Origin of the sequence: Pseudarthrobacter sp. NIBRBAC000502771, from assembly GCF_006517215.1 — a bacterium.
Lineage (GTDB): Bacteria > Actinomycetota > Actinomycetes > Actinomycetales > Micrococcaceae > Arthrobacter > Arthrobacter niigatensis.
Genome location: NZ_CP041187.1, coordinates 2,689,166 through 2,703,032, shown reverse-complemented (window position 1 = coordinate 2,703,032; position 13,867 = coordinate 2,689,166). Strand labels below are relative to the sequence as shown.

General features: G+C 64.2%; 15 protein-coding genes. 1 reads left to right on the top strand and 14 read right to left on the bottom strand.

What is annotated here, in order from left to right:
• The 10 genes from atpD to NIBR502771_RS12595 all read right to left on the bottom strand — a co-directional run bounded on the left by atpD (window position 1) and on the right by NIBR502771_RS12595 (window position 8,898).
• Window positions 1-1,455, bottom strand: a complete 1,455-nt coding sequence (atpD, locus tag NIBR502771_RS12640) for a F0F1 ATP synthase subunit beta (RefSeq protein ID WP_110541032.1) — start codon at window positions 1,453-1,455, stop codon at window positions 1-3.
• 82 nt (window positions 1,456-1,537) lie between these two features.
• Window positions 1,538-2,428, bottom strand: coding sequence for a F0F1 ATP synthase subunit gamma (locus tag NIBR502771_RS12635; protein WP_141160060.1), 891 nt, complete (start codon window positions 2,426-2,428; stop codon window positions 1,538-1,540).
• Between the two features lie 72 nt (window positions 2,429-2,500).
• The gene (gene atpA, locus NIBR502771_RS12630; protein WP_141160059.1) at window positions 2,501-4,138 is read right to left on the bottom strand and encodes a F0F1 ATP synthase subunit alpha; all 1,638 of its coding nucleotides are present in this window, start codon (window positions 4,136-4,138) and stop codon (window positions 2,501-2,503) included.
• A gap of 78 nt (window positions 4,139-4,216) precedes the next feature.
• The gene (locus NIBR502771_RS12625; protein WP_141160058.1) at window positions 4,217-5,044 is read right to left on the bottom strand and encodes a F0F1 ATP synthase subunit delta; all 828 of its coding nucleotides are present in this window, start codon (window positions 5,042-5,044) and stop codon (window positions 4,217-4,219) included.
• Window positions 5,044-5,595, bottom strand: a complete 552-nt coding sequence (locus NIBR502771_RS12620; protein ID WP_141160057.1) for a F0F1 ATP synthase subunit B — start codon at window positions 5,593-5,595, stop codon at window positions 5,044-5,046. The genes NIBR502771_RS12625 and NIBR502771_RS12620 overlap by 1 nt, the downstream gene beginning before the upstream one ends.
• Window positions 5,596-5,650: 55 nt before the next feature.
• Window positions 5,651-5,869, bottom strand: a complete 219-nt coding sequence (atpE, locus tag NIBR502771_RS12615; protein ID WP_003804776.1) for an ATP synthase F0 subunit C — start codon at window positions 5,867-5,869, stop codon at window positions 5,651-5,653.
• 110 nt (window positions 5,870-5,979) lie between these two features.
• Complete coding sequence (gene atpB, locus NIBR502771_RS12610; RefSeq protein WP_141160056.1) at window positions 5,980-6,780, bottom strand: F0F1 ATP synthase subunit A; 801 nt, start codon at window positions 6,778-6,780, stop codon at window positions 5,980-5,982.
• 81 nt (window positions 6,781-6,861) lie between these two features.
• The gene (locus NIBR502771_RS12605) at window positions 6,862-7,200 is read right to left on the bottom strand and encodes an AtpZ/AtpI family protein (protein WP_141160055.1); all 339 of its coding nucleotides are present in this window, start codon (window positions 7,198-7,200) and stop codon (window positions 6,862-6,864) included.
• A complete protein-coding gene (locus NIBR502771_RS12600) occupies window positions 7,193-7,675 on the bottom strand; it encodes a hypothetical protein (protein WP_141160054.1) in 483 nt (160 codons plus the stop codon). Before NIBR502771_RS12600 ends, NIBR502771_RS12605 begins: the two co-directional genes overlap by 8 nt.
• Before the next feature lie 110 nt (window positions 7,676-7,785).
• Window positions 7,786-8,898 carry an MraY family glycosyltransferase gene (locus NIBR502771_RS12595; protein WP_141160053.1) on the bottom strand — a complete coding sequence of 371 codons (1,113 nt, stop codon included), beginning with the start codon at window positions 8,896-8,898 and terminating at the stop codon, window positions 7,786-7,788.
• A gap of 289 nt (window positions 8,899-9,187) precedes the next feature.
• On the opposite strand from NIBR502771_RS12595, the gene NIBR502771_RS12590 reads away from it, so the two are divergent.
• The gene (locus NIBR502771_RS12590; RefSeq protein WP_141160052.1) at window positions 9,188-10,084 is read left to right on the top strand and encodes a glycosyltransferase; all 897 of its coding nucleotides are present in this window, start codon (window positions 9,188-9,190) and stop codon (window positions 10,082-10,084) included.
• Between the two features lie 33 nt (window positions 10,085-10,117).
• Here NIBR502771_RS12590 and NIBR502771_RS12585 read toward each other — a convergent pair whose 3' ends face one another.
• The 4 genes from NIBR502771_RS12585 to prfA are packed head-to-tail and all read right to left on the bottom strand — an operon-like array spanning window position 10,118 to window position 13,650.
• Window positions 10,118-10,885: a WecB/TagA/CpsF family glycosyltransferase gene (locus tag NIBR502771_RS12585; RefSeq protein WP_141160051.1), complete on the bottom strand. Its 768-nt coding sequence runs from the start codon at window positions 10,883-10,885 to the stop codon at window positions 10,118-10,120.
• Window positions 10,885-11,688, bottom strand: a complete 804-nt coding sequence (locus tag NIBR502771_RS12580; RefSeq protein ID WP_141160050.1) for an L-threonylcarbamoyladenylate synthase — start codon at window positions 11,686-11,688, stop codon at window positions 10,885-10,887. Before NIBR502771_RS12580 ends, NIBR502771_RS12585 begins: the two co-directional genes overlap by 1 nt.
• Window positions 11,685-12,566: a peptide chain release factor N(5)-glutamine methyltransferase gene (prmC, locus tag NIBR502771_RS12575; RefSeq protein WP_141160049.1), complete on the bottom strand. Its 882-nt coding sequence runs from the start codon at window positions 12,564-12,566 to the stop codon at window positions 11,685-11,687. The genes NIBR502771_RS12580 and prmC overlap by 4 nt, the downstream gene beginning before the upstream one ends.
• Before the next feature lie 10 nt (window positions 12,567-12,576).
• Window positions 12,577-13,650, bottom strand: coding sequence for a peptide chain release factor 1 (gene prfA, locus NIBR502771_RS12570; RefSeq protein ID WP_141160048.1), 1,074 nt, complete (start codon window positions 13,648-13,650; stop codon window positions 12,577-12,579).
• Window positions 13,651-13,867 lie beyond the last annotated feature (217 nt).

Below are 13,867 nucleotides of genomic sequence, written 5' to 3'. Positions count from 1 at the left end.
TTACTTGGTCTGTTCCTGGATCTTGGCCCACTGGCGCTCAACGTCATCGAGGCCGCCGACGTTGAAGAACGCCTGCTCCGCGATGTGGTCCAGCTCGCCGTCGCAGATGGCTGCGAAGCCCTCCACGGTGTCCTTGATGGAAACCGTGGAGCCCTCGACGCCGGTGAACTGCTTGGCTGTGTAGGTGTTCTGCGACAGGAACTGCTGGATGCGGCGTGCACGCGACACCACGATCTTGTCTTCTTCGGAGAGTTCGTCGACACCGAGGATGGCGATGATGTCCTGGAGTTCCTTGTTCTTCTGCAGGATCTGCTTCACGCGGACAGCCGTGTTGTAGTGGTCCTTGCCGATGTACTGGGGATCCAGGATACGGGACGTGGACGTCAGGGGGTCCACGGCCGGGTACAGGCCACGGGAGGCGATTTCACGGGAAAGTTCCGTGGTCGCATCCAGGTGCGCGAAGGTGGTGGCCGGGGCCGGGTCGGTGTAGTCATCTGCGGGAACGTAGATGGCCTGCATCGAGGTGATGGAGTGGCCCTTGGTGGAGGTGATGCGCTCCTGCAGGAGGCCCATCTCATCGGCCAGGTTGGGCTGGTAGCCCACGGCCGAAGGCATGCGGCCCAGCAGGGTGGAAACCTCGGAACCTGCCTGGGTGAACCGGAAGATGTTGTCGATGAAGAGCAGCACGTCCTGGTTCTGCACATCGCGGAAGTACTCCGCCATGGTCAGCGCGGACAGGGCCACGCGGAGGCGCGTTCCCGGCGGCTCGTCCATCTGGCCGAACACAAGGGCGGTGTCCTTGAGGACGCCTGCCTCTTCCATTTCCACCCAGAGGTCGTTGCCCTCACGGGTACGCTCGCCAACACCGGCGAACACGGAAGTACCACCGAAGTTGCGGGCAACACGGGTGATCATTTCCTGGATCAGAACGGTCTTGCCCACGCCGGCGCCGCCGAAGAGGCCGATCTTTCCACCCTTGATGTAGGGGGTCAGGAGGTCGATGACCTTGATGCCGGTCTCGAGCATCTCGGTGGAGCCTTCGAGCGAAGCGAAGCTGGGGGCCTTGCGGTGGATGGGCCAGCGTTCGCTGACGTCCAGCTCAGACTCGGCAACGTCCAGGGGCTGGCCCAGCACGTTGAAGATGTGGCCCTTGACGCCGTCGCCTACGGGAACGGAGATCGGGGCACCGGTGTCAATGACGCCGGTCCCGCGGACCAGGCCGTCGGTCGCCTGCAGCGAGATGGCACGGATAAGGTTGTCGCCGAGGTGCAGCGCAACTTCGAAGGTGATGGTCTTGGTCTCACCGTTGAGAGTGATCTCGGTGGTGAGGGCATTGTAGATCGACGGGATTGCGTCAGCCGGGAATTCGACGTCGACAACCGGGCCGATTACGCGCGCAATACGGCCGGTTGCACCGGACGTTGCGGCTACGTGTTCGGTAGCAGTGGCAGTCATCTCTCTCACTTCATTCAGTAGATGGCGTGGGTTTAAGTCTATCTGTGGTGGTGCTGGTTACGCGGAACCGAGGGGCCGGAGGCTACGACGCGAGAGCGTCGGCACCTGCAACAATCTCAGAAAGCTCCTGCGTAATTTCGGCCTGGCGGGCCGTGTTGCGCAGGCGCGTGTACTTCTTGATCAGGTCCGTTGCGTTGTCGCCTGCGGACTTCATCGCCCGCTGGCGGGCGGCAAGCTCGGACGCCGCCGCCTGCAGCATGGCTGCGAAGATACGGGATTCGATGTAACGCGGGAGCAGGGCGTCAAGGACACGCTCAGTTTCCGGCTCGAACTCGTACAGCGGCAGGAGATCCGATTCGGAAGCAGCCTGTTCTTCCACTACTTCCAGCGGAAGCAGGCGGATGACCGTCGGCTCCTGTGTAACCATGGACTTGAAGCGGGTGTAGACAACATGGATTTCGTCCACGCCGCCCTCTTCGAAGTCGGTTGCGAAGTCTGCCAGCAGCGCTTCGCCGATTTCACGGGCGGTGGCGAACTCTGGAGCGTCGGTTCCTCCGGTCCAGACCCGCGAGTACTCGCGGTTCCGGAAATCGAAGTACGCCTGGGCCTTGCGGCCCACGAGGTAGGTTTTGACTTCCTTGCCTTCGTCGTGGAGCAGCTCGAAGAGACCTTCCGCCTGCTTGAGCACACTCGCGGAGTAGGAACCTGCCAGGCCACGGTCCGAGGTGATTACCAGGACGGCGGCACGGCGGATCTGCTCCGGCTCAGTGGTCAGCGGGTGGTCGATTTCGCTTTGGCTGGCGACAGCAGAAACGGCGCGCGTGATCGCGTTCGCGTAAGGCAGTGAAGCTGCTACGCGCGCACGGGCCTTCCCGATGCGCGAGGTAGCGATCAGTTCCATCGCTTTGAAGATCTTGCGCATCGACGTGGTCGAGCTGATCTTCTGGCGGTAGACCCGGATCTGGGCTCCCATACTTATCCTTTCCTAACATTCCGTAGCCGGGTGTGCCGGACCCTGGGGCCCGGCACACCCGGCGATGCGGAACTAGCGCTTCTGCTTGACGATCTTTTCCTGGTCGACTTCGCCCTCGGAGATAGCGTCATGCTCCTCGTGGCCGGCGCCTACCAGGTGGTTGTCACCCTCGCCGAAGAAGCCCTTCTTGAAGTCCACGATGGAGGACTTGAGGGCAGCAACGGTGTCGTCGTCCAGCACGTTGGTCTGGGCCAGCGTGGTCAGGATCGAGGACTTGTGGCGCAGGTGCTCCAGGAACTCAGCCTCGAAGCGGCTGATGTCCTCGACGGGAACGTCATCCAGGTAGCCGTTGGTGCCGGCCCAGATGGAGACGACCTGGTCCTCGACCGGGAACGGTGAGTACTGGCCCTGCTTGAGCAGTTCCATCAGGCGGGCGCCACGGGTCAGCTGCTGGCGGGATGCTGCGTCCAGGTCGGATGCGAACATCGCGAACGCCTGCATGTCGCGGTACTGGGCCAAGTCCAGCTTCAAAGTACCGGAGACCTTCTTCATGGACTTGACCTGGGCGGCACCGCCAACGCGGGACACCGAGACACCCACGTCAACAGCGGGGCGCTGGTTGGCATTGAAGAGGTCCGACTGCAGGAAGATCTGGCCATCGGTGATGGAGATGACGTTGGTCGGGATGTAGGCGGACACGTCGTTCGCCTTGGTCTCGATCAGCGGCAGGCCCGTCATGGAGCCGGCACCGAGCTCGTCGGAGAGCTTGGCACAACGCTCCAGCAGGCGGGAGTGCAGGTAGAAGACGTCGCCCGGGTAGGCTTCGCGTCCCGGTGGGCGGCGGAGCAGCAGCGACACGGCGCGGTATGCCTCGGCCTGCTTGGACAGGTCATCAAACACGATCAGGACGTGCTTGCCGCCGTACATCCAGTGCTGGCCGATAGCCGAGCCTGCATACGGTGCCAGGTACTTGAAGCCTGCGGGGTCGGACGCAGGAGAGGCCACGATGGTGGTGTACTCCAGCGCGCCGTTGTCCTCGAGGGTCTGGCGGATGGCGGCGATGGTGGACGCCTTCTGGCCAATGGCAACGTAGATGCAGCGCACCTGCTTGGTGACATCGCCTGAAGCCCAGTTGGCCTTCTGGTTGATGATGGTGTCGATCGCAATGGCCGACTTGCCGGTCTGGCGGTCGCCAATGATCAGCTGGCGCTGGCCGCGGCCGATCGGGATCATCGCGTCAATGGCCTTGAGGCCGGTCTGCATCGGCTCGTGCACCGACTTGCGCTGGGTCACGCCCGGAGCCTGCAGCTCCAGCGCGCGGGTGGTCTCCGCCTTGATCTCGCCAAGGTCGTCCATGGGCTGGCCCAAGGGGTCAACTACACGGCCAAGGAAGGCGTCGCCAACCGGAACGGACAAAACCTGACCGGTCCGGTGCACTTCCTGGCCTTCTTCGATGCCCTGGAAGTCACCGAGGATAATGACACCGATCTCGCGGACGTCAAGGTTCTGGGCCAGGCCCAGCGTGCCGTCTTCGAAGCGAAGAAGCTCATTCGCCATGACCGAGGGAAGGCCCTCAACACGGGCGATGCCGTCACCTGCGGTCGTTACACGGCCAACCTCTACGCGCTCTGCGTTTCCGGGTTCGTAGGACGCCGCGAACTCGTTCAACGCATTACGGACGTCGTCGGCGTTGATGGTCAATTCGGCCATCTGCAGTCCCTGCTCTCCTGTTTGTGATCACCGCAAACGGTGACCGGGGTTTCTATCAGTTTGGTTGTGCTTGTCCGGCTAGCCGGCCAGCTGGCGTTGCAGCTCACCCAGCCGGGTAAGGACGGAAGCGTCGAGCACTTCGTCACCCACCTGGACACGGATTCCGCCAATGAGCGCGGGGTCAACGTTGATGTTGACCTTCAATTCCCGCCCGTACAGTGCATTCAGGCCTGCCTGGAGGCGTTCCAGCTGCGTCTGCGACAACGGGCGGGTTACGCTGACCGTTGCAATCCAGCGCTGCTGCCGCTTGGCCGCCAGCTCGGCGAACCGCTCCACAAGCCTGGTGGGCTTGATACCGCGGGGCTGGCTGACTGCCTGGCTGATGAGGACTTTTGCTTCCTCGCTCACACCGGGTACCAGTTTCCCGGCAAGGGCAGCCTTCGCTGCGGCACTTGCCTGCGGTTCGGACAGAGCACGTTGTACCTCGTGGCTGGAGGCAACAGCCTGGTTGAAGGAAAACAGATCGTTTTCCAGCTCTTCCAGGCCAGTGATTCCGGAGGCAGAAACGGCCGACTTGTTTTCGGCAACGGAAATGACCACCGTTGCGGCAAGAGTCTCGAGTGCATCGCCGATGTCACGCGCCGATGCCCAGCGTGAGCTGGCCAGTCCGCCCGCGATCTCAGCAGCATCAGCGGAGACTTTTCCGCTAACCAGCTGCCTCACCAGCGCCGACTTTTCGTCACCGCTGCGGGAGGGGTCAGTCAGGGCACGGCGCAAGCCAGCCGAGCTGTCCACCATTCCCAGAATTCCGAAGAGTTCCTTTGCCAGCTGCAGCGACGCCGTAGGAAGCTTGGCTTCCAAAGCGGCAAGGGCTGTTGCCAGCGATTCGCTCGATACGCCTGCCATTACTTAGCTGCACCTGCGTTCTGGGACTCCAGATCTGCCAGGAAACGGTCCACGACCCGTGCTGCGCGTGCGTCGTCGTCGAGGGACTCGCCCACGATGCGGCCGGCAAGGGTGGTGGCCAGGGTGCCAACCTCGGAGCGCAGTGACACAACGGCCGCCTGGCGCTCGGATTCGATCTGTGCGTGGGCCTGCGCGGTGATGCGGGCAGACTCTGCGGCTGCCTTTTCCTTGAGATCCGCGAGGATCTGGGCACCTTCGGCGCGGGCTTCCTCACGGATGCGGTTGGCTTCGGTGCGGGCGTCGGTCAGCTGCTGCTTGTACTCTTCGAGTGCAGCAGACGCCTCAGCCTGGGCCTTTTCAGCCTTGGCGATGCCGCCTTCGATGGCCTCGGCACGCTCTGCGAAGGTCTTCTCGAACATCGGGACAACATACTTGACCACGATGAAGAAGAGGATGGCAAAGCCCACGAAGACAACCAGCATTTCCCAGCCATTGGGAACAAGGGGGTTGACGTCGCCTTCAGCGGCGGCTGAGATGATCAGCTGATGCATATTTCACCCGTCCTTATCTACTAGGTTCTGAATGTTCGCTGAAGTTCTGAAGGGTTTACTTGAGAACGAAAGCGAAGACCAGGCCCAGGATGGCGAGTGCTTCGGTCAGGGCCAGGCCGAGGAATGCGATCGGCTGCAGGACGCGCTGGGCTTCCGGCTGGCGCGCAACGCCGTTGATGTAGGCAGCGAACACGAGACCCACACCGATACCACCGCCGATAGCCGAGAGGCCATAGCCGATGAGGTTGAGGGAGCCGTTGATGGAGCCTTCCATTTTTTTTCCTTTCAAGATGCCACTCTGTGTGGCAGGTTGTTTGGGTTGCTTCATCCCCGCAAGGGGAAGACTGTGGTGTGCGGCCGGAGCGTGCTGCCCCGGCAGCGTGCCTAGTGGCTGTCGGCGTGCAGTGCACCTTCGATGTAGATCGCGGTCAGCAGCGTGAAGACATAAGCCTGCAGGACCATGATCAGGGCTTCAAGCATGTACATGGCGATGGCACCGGCAAGGACCAGGACCGAGGTGCCCTTCAGCAGGAAGTTCTCCTGCATGATCAGGTACTCGATGCCGGAACCGGCGATCATCACGATCAGGTGGCCGGCGAGCATGGTCGCGAACAGACGGAGGCTGTGCGTGACGGGCCGGACAACGAAGTTGGAGATGATTTCGATCGGGATAACGATTGGCAGGATGTACCACGGCACGCCCGAGGGAACGGTGGCCAGCTTGAAGTAGCGGATGCCGTTCTTCTTGACGCCGATGGCGATCCAGGTGATGTACACCAGGCCGGCCAGCACGTACGCTCCACCCACGTGCGAGAACGTGGGGAGCTGGAACACCGGAATGGCGCCGTAGATGTTGTTGACCAGGATGAAGAAGAACAGGCTGAACAGCAGGGGGACGTACTTGATGAAGTCCCGGCCGCCGATGATGTCCTTGGCGATGCCGTTGCGGACGAAGCCGTAGGCGGCTTCGCCGGCGAACTGGAGCTTGCCGGGTACCAGCTGCTGCTTGCGTGCTGCGAGCACGAAGAAGACGGCGATAAAGACGACAGAGAGGAGGACCAGCAGCATCTGCTTGGAGAATCCTTCTGCGGCACCCCACGGCAGGATTGCCGGCAAATGCATTTCGTTAATACCAGGAGGAGTGAACTCTCCTGAATCTTGGGCCGGGAGCGCAAGCGCGATCAACGCGTTTCCTCTCTGCAGTGTCCATCATTGGGCGTTGGGCGGGGTCCGGCAGCCTGACAGCCTGCTGTTCCCCCTGTGAAATTATTTGGCATTATCTTCTCCGTCCTGGGACGGTGCGCTGGGAGCATGGCGCCCATCAGCATTTTTGCGGGAACTGGTGAGGCCATGCATGTGGGAAAGGTAGAAACCTCCGACGGCTCCAAGCAGAGCGCCTGCGAGCACAATCCAGCGCGTTCCCCACAGATAATCCAGTCCCCACCCTATCAAACTCCAGACGATGATTCCGCCAATGATGTAGCTGAATACAGCCATTCCAGCGTTGTAGCCGCCATCGGTGGATGCGTCGGAAGAAACCTCTGCGGAGCCGTGTGGGCCGCGCTTGCCATGTGCGGCGCGTGCGGTTTTTTTCGGATCACGCATCGGATGCTCCCTTGTCTTCTGGATCGTTGTAGATCTGGAGGCGTGCCCTGCTGAAGCCATGGATCTCCGCGGCCTGCCACAAGACGACAGCCACAACGGCGCCGATGATGAACCACCGGCCATGAAGCCACTCCGGAGCACCTATAACGAACAGGACGACGGCAAAACCGACGACCTTGATGAAGTAGGTGGCTACGAACATCCCGATTGCACCGGAGGGGTTGCGGCGTCCCACGAAGTGCCCCACCAGCAGGCTGATGCCGAAGAAGAGCATCACCAGCAGGCCACCCAGGAAACTGGACACCGCCCCGGTTGCCCCATTGAGGATGCCGGCCGGAACTGCGCAGAGCACAAGCCCTGCCGTGGCGGCAATCGAGCTGCGCTTGAGCAGGTTCAGCCAGAGCGAACGGGTGGGACCGGACGTACCAACGGGTCCATTGCCGGAGGCAGATCCGGATTCGGCGTTGGAGGTCATGCGATCCCATCGTCGGCACCACATGGCAGATCGCCAGGAGGCAGTGGGTGGAGTGGCAACTTGGGCTGCCCCTAAATTCTACACGAGATAGAAATAATTCAGAACCGCCGTTACGCCGTGGTTTCGCTACTGCCGCGGGACAGGTAGGGCCAGGCGGTCACCAGTCCCATGACCAACGTGGCAAAGATGTCCACGGCAAGCACAATGTGCCAGGGGAAGACGGCGAACGCCAGGCCGCCGAAGGAGAGCACGGCGGTCCAGAGGTACATCAGGATCACGGCAGTGCGGTGCGAATAGCCGATGTCCAGCAGTTTGTGGTGCAGGTGTCCGCGGTCTGCGGACCAGGGCGACCGGCCGCGGGCCGTCCGGCGAACGACGGCCAGTCCAAGGTCCAGCAGCGGGAGGAACAGGACAGCGAAGGGAAGCAGAATGGGAATGACGGTGGAAATACCGTTGGCGCGGTCATAGAGCCCGGAGGTAATCTGCCCCGTCGACACAACGCCGGCCGACGCCATGAGGAGCCCGATCAGCATGGCACCGGAGTCGCCCATGAAGATCTTCGAGGGAAAGAAGTTGTGCGGCAGGAAGCCCAGGCACCCGCCCACGAGGACCGCGGTTATGAGGGTTGCCAGGTCCGAATAATCCAGCAGCACCGCGTTGCGGTGGACCCAGTATGCGGTGATGAAGAAAGCCGTGCCGCCAATGATGGCAACGCCCGCGGCCAGGCCGTCCAGCCCGTCGATGAAGTTGAAGGCGTTCATGGTGGTGACGATCAGCCCGGCGGTCAGCACTATCCGCAGCGTTCCGTCCTGGAGGTAGATTGGCTCCGGCACCCACGGGACGATGGTCATCTGGACGCCCCAGATCGCCACCGTGAGGCCCGCAGCACTTTGGCCGATCAGCTTCACCCACCAGCGGATGTCCAGCAGGTCGTCAGCCACACCGACCAGGACGATCACGGCCGCCCCTGCCAGCACGCCCCACGGCGAAAAGTTGTTCCGGTAAATGTCCTTGACGAAGAAGGACTGGCTGGCAACAACCAGCGCCACCATGACGCCCAGGAAAATGGCCAGGCCGCCCAGCCTGGACACGGGCGTTGAGTGCATGTCCCGGCTGCGGATGGGCAGGTGCAGCTCGAGCCTGTGCCCCACGACGCGGGCGCCCCACGTGGCCGCGTAGGAGACGATGGCGGCGGTGAGGCCCATGAGCAGGTACATGATCATGGGATGGCTACCGCTCCGGGAGTGGTGGTGCCAGAACCGCTCAGCTGCGGCGGCAGCCGGTTGGGGGTGGGAGGGCTCACGGGCCGGGAATCTGTTCGTCGATAAATGAAACTTCTCCGTCGCCGAGCGCGCAGCAGGCATTGCGCACAGACATACGCGCAGCGCCTTACAGGGCTGTATTACAGTGGACTCTAGTCAAAGATACTAGTGCCACCGGCACCATGGCTCCGCGCCACACGGGCGCACTACCGGCGGGGAACTCCCTGGCAGCCATGCTGAAAGGACCCCCATGACCCCCCGCATTGCGGTTGCCGCCGTGACGTTCGACCGGCCCAAGGAACTGTCCGTCCTGCTGGACGCGATCAACGCCCAGAGCCGTCACGTCGACACGATCTGCCTGGTGGACAGCGGCACCACCCCGGCCGCGGATGTGGCGGCGGCCCATCCCAACGTGGACTATGTCCGCTCTGAAGCCAACCTGGGCGGCGCCGGCGGGTTCGCGCTGGCCGCCCTCAAGGCAGTGGCCAGCGGTGCCCGCTGGATCTGGATGATGGACGACGACGCCGAGCCGGTAGATCCGGAATGCCTCGCCACGCTGCTTCGAGAGGCTGAAGCACGCGACCTGGAGGCCGTGGTCCCCTTGGTCACGGCGCCCGGCCACCCGGACCGGCTGTCCTTCTTCTTCCGCCTTGACGGCAAGGTCACGCACGACCGGGCGGAGGTGGAGAAACTCGGATTCCTGCCGGACGACGGGCACTTCTTCAACGGTGCACTGATCCGCTCGGACGTCTTCTTCAAGGTGGGCCTGCCGGACATGCGGCTCTTCATCCGCGGCGATGAAGTTGATTTCACCATCCGGCTGCGGAAGGCCGGGATCCGCTTCGGCACCGTCACCACCACCGCCATCACACACCCGCACGCCTTCGGGGAAACGCAGCATGTCTACGGCGCACGCTGGCACGTGATCGTCCCGGACTCCGCCTTCAAGCGCTTCTACTACTACCGGAACCGCGGCTACCTCATCCGCCGCTACTTCAGGGTGCGCTCCTTCGTGGCCGACGTGGGCGGCTACCTGGGCTACTTCCTGCAGCACCGGGACCTACCGGGCTTCCTGGGGTGGGCGCGGTCGTTCACCACCGGGCTGCGCGGCAAGGGCTTCGCCCCGCTCGAAGAGCAAAAGTTCTAGGAAAAGCCCGCCGGCGCTGCCTCCGGGGCCCGCTTACCTGTCCAGTCCGGACTTCCTGAGCCTGCGGCCAACCAGGAGCCACAGCAGGACCCAAGGCTCTCCCAGCACGCGGTACGCGACCCGGCGCGGATGCAGGAGCAGGCGCCATGCCCATTCCAGCCCCATGCGGCCCAGCCACCGCGGGGCCAGCTTCTGGACCCCCGCAAGCTGCTCGATGGCACCGCCCACTGCGCAGTACACAGCAGGGGGCATGTCAGCGAGCCGCCGCTGCATCACTTCCTCCTGGAGCGGCATGCCCAGTCCCAGCAGGACCAGCTGCGGTTGTTCACGGTGCAGCCAGGCAACGGCTGCGTCTTCCAGGCCAGGGCCCCATCCTTCACCGGGGAATCCGGACACGCGTGCGCCGGGAACGATGTCCTGGAGCCGGCTGACTGCCCCCGCATTCGCCTCAACGCCGGCGCCGATCACGGCAATCCGTTCCAGTCCCTGAACCTGGTCCAGGGACGGCAGCCAGTCGGTGGACCCCAGCCGGTAGTCCATGACGGGCCCGTCGGCGTTGCCGGTCCTCCCCCACAGCCACAGCACCGGTGCCCCGTCCAGGAGCACCACGTCGCTTTCCTCGTAGAGCCTGCGGAAGCCGTCGTCGGACAAGGCCAGCGTGACGCTGTGCAGGTTGTGGCCCAGGACCGTGCGGGTGGCTCCCTCCGCTATGAAGCTGCCCAGTTCCGCCACCAGCTCGGGGACCCGCAACGGAGTGGCATGCACGCCCAGGACCGGGACCTGCTGGCGCTCCAGCGTCATCACGGCTGCTGGTCCCCGGCAGGGGCGGTGGATTCGGTGTCCGGCGCCGTCACGGCGGACGAGCCGGCTTCCGACGCCGGGACGTCGCCGTCCTGCGCATCGCCTGCCGGCGCGGCGCCTGCATCTCCGGCAGGAGTAGGGTCCTCCCCCAGGCCAAGGACTCCGGGGACGTGCTCGCGGAGCTGGTCAAGGCTCACTGCTCCGTCGCGCACCACGCGCAGGACGGGTCCGGTGGCGTCCACGATGGTGGACGGGACGCCGGGATCGCCCTCCAGGGGACGCGGGCCACCTTCCAGGTACACCTCCACGGAATCGGCCAGCTGCTCGCGGGCAGCGGCGGCAGTCTGGGCCGGAGCCTGGCCGGTGCGGTTGGCTGAAGACACGGCGAGGGGGCCGGTCAAGGTCAGCAGTTCGAGGGCAACGTCGTCGGCGGGCATCCGCAGTGCCACGGTCCCCTTGGTTTCGCCCAGGTCCCAGTCGAGGGACGGCTGAGCGTGCAGGATCAGTGTCAGGCCACCGGGCCAGAAGGCCTCAGCCAGCTTGCGCGCTTCCGCGGACACCTCGGTGGCCAGGCCGTCCAGCGCGTTGATGCGCGGGATCAGGACGGGCGGCGGCATGGTGCGGCTCCGCCCTTTGGATACCAGCAGCATGGTCACGGCCTGCGGCGAGAACGCGTCCGCGCCGATCCCGTACACGGTGTCCGTAGGGAGCACGACGCACTTCTTTTCGCCGATGGCGCGCTGGGCGTCCTCGAGGCCGCGGGCGCGCTCGTCTTCAATGGTGCAGTCATAAGTTGTGGTCACTGGCCCATTCTTTCATTCCGTGTGGCCTGGTCCGCGAGGAAGGCGCTGGTGGCGCGGTCCTTGCCGTTGAGGTCCAGGTGCGTCGTGATGTCCGTCCAGGCTCCGGTCCTGGCAAGCATTGCGGCAATCCAGCCGGACTGCACTTCGGCGTGTTCCATAACGAAGTAACCCCCTGGCCGCAGCAGCCTGGCAGCGGACTTTGCCGCCGCCGTCGGAAGTTCCATGCCGTCCGCTCCCCCGCCATACAAGGCCTCGGGCGGATCGTGCAGCGCTACTTCGGGTTCGTTGGGGATGGCTTCCGCCGGGATGTATGGCGGGTTGGATACTACGACGTCGACGCTTCCGTTGAGTTCCTGAAAGGCGTCGCGCAGGTCCCCCAGGACAAGGTCCACGCCGAGCGGCACCAGGTTTTTCGCGGCCCAGGCGTGCGCAAAGGGGCTGAATTCGACCGCGTGCACCTCGGCACCGGGAACCTCCGAAGCGAGCGAACCCGCAATGGCGCCTGAGCCCGTACCGAGGTCCACGATCCGGGGAGCCTGCATCCCCTTGACGTGGTCGATGGCCAACTGCACCACCGATTCTGTCTCCGGACGCGGGATGAACACGCCAGGACCCACGGCCAGCTCCAGGTAGCGGAAATGCGCCACCCCGGTGATGTGCTGGAGCGGCACCCGCCCGGCCCGTTCGGCCACCAGCTCCGAATAGCCGACGGGAGCCGGCGTGTCGCCCAGCATCAGCGCGCGGAGCCGGCCGAGGCCCACGTTCAGCAGGTGGTCGGCCAGGAGCTCGGCGTCCACCCTGGGGCTGGGCACGCCGGCGTCGCGGAGGACGGCCGTGGCTGCGCTAACGGCCTCGGCGAGGGTCTGGCCCGCGTTCATACCGGGAGGACTAGTCGCCGATGGCGTCCAGGCGTGCCTGTTCGTCCATCTCGATCGCGGACTGGATCACCGGTTCCAGGTCGCCGTTCATGACCTGGTCAAGGTTGTACGCCTTGTAGCCGGTGCGGTGGTCCGCGATCCGGTTTTCCGGGTAGTTGTAGGTGCGGATCCGCTCGGAGCGGTCCATGGTGCGGATCTGCGACTTGCGCTGGGCCGAGTTCTCGGCGTCGATCTGCTCCTGCTGGTGGGCCAGGATGCGGGCGCGGAGCACGCGCATGCCGGCCTCGCGGTTCTGGAGCTGGGACTTCTCGTTCTGCATCGCGACGACGATGCCGGTGGGAAGGTGCGTGATGCGGACGGCCGAGTCCGTGGTGTTGACGGACTGGCCGCCGGGGCCGGAGGAACGGTAGACGTCGATTTTGAGGTCATTCTGGTTGATTTCGAGCTCTTCGGGCTCGTCCACTTCGGGCAGGACCAGCACGCCGGCCGCGGAGGTGTGGATGCGGCCCTGGGACTCAGTGACGGGCACGCGCTGGACGCGGTGCACACCGCCTTCGAACTTGAGCCGGGCGTACACGCCTTCGGCGGGGTCGTTGGAGTTGCCCTTGACGGCCACCTGGACGTCCTTGTACCCGCCCAGGTCCGACTCCGTGGCGGAGATGATTTCGGTCTTCCAGCCACGGGACTCCGCATAGCGGGTGTACATGCGCAGCAGATCGCCGGCGAACAGGGCAGCCTCGTCGCCGCCTTCGCCGCCCTTGACCTCGAGGATCACGTTGCGGGCGTCGTCGGGATCGCGGGGAATCAGCAGGCGCCGCAGCTTGGCCGCGGCAGTTTCCAGGGCAGCCTCCAATTCAGGGACCTCGGCAGCGAACTCGGGATCCTCGGACGCCATTTCCTTGGCCGCGGCAAGGTCATCCCGGATGCCTTCCCACTTGTGGTAAGCCTCAACAATGCCATTGAGCTGAGCCGACCGCCGCCCCAGCTTCCGGGCAAGCCGCTGGTCAGCATAAACAGCAGGATCCCCCAGCTGCGCCTGGATGGAGTCATGCTCATCAAGCAGGCCCTGTACGGACTCAAACATTTAAAACCTCTTTCGACTTGTACAAGTCTAGTGACAAACGGGACGTGGCCGCGGCGGTGAGTCCGCGCCCACGCACGGCAGGCGACCCTGCTGAGGAGGCGTTCGGTTTTGCCGCCCCGGGAGTGGCATCGGGCCTGCCGGAGCTGGGCGGCAAACGATCGAAGATCGTGAAGCCGCCCAGCGAAGGGGCGGGGGCGGCAAAACTGAACGACGAAGG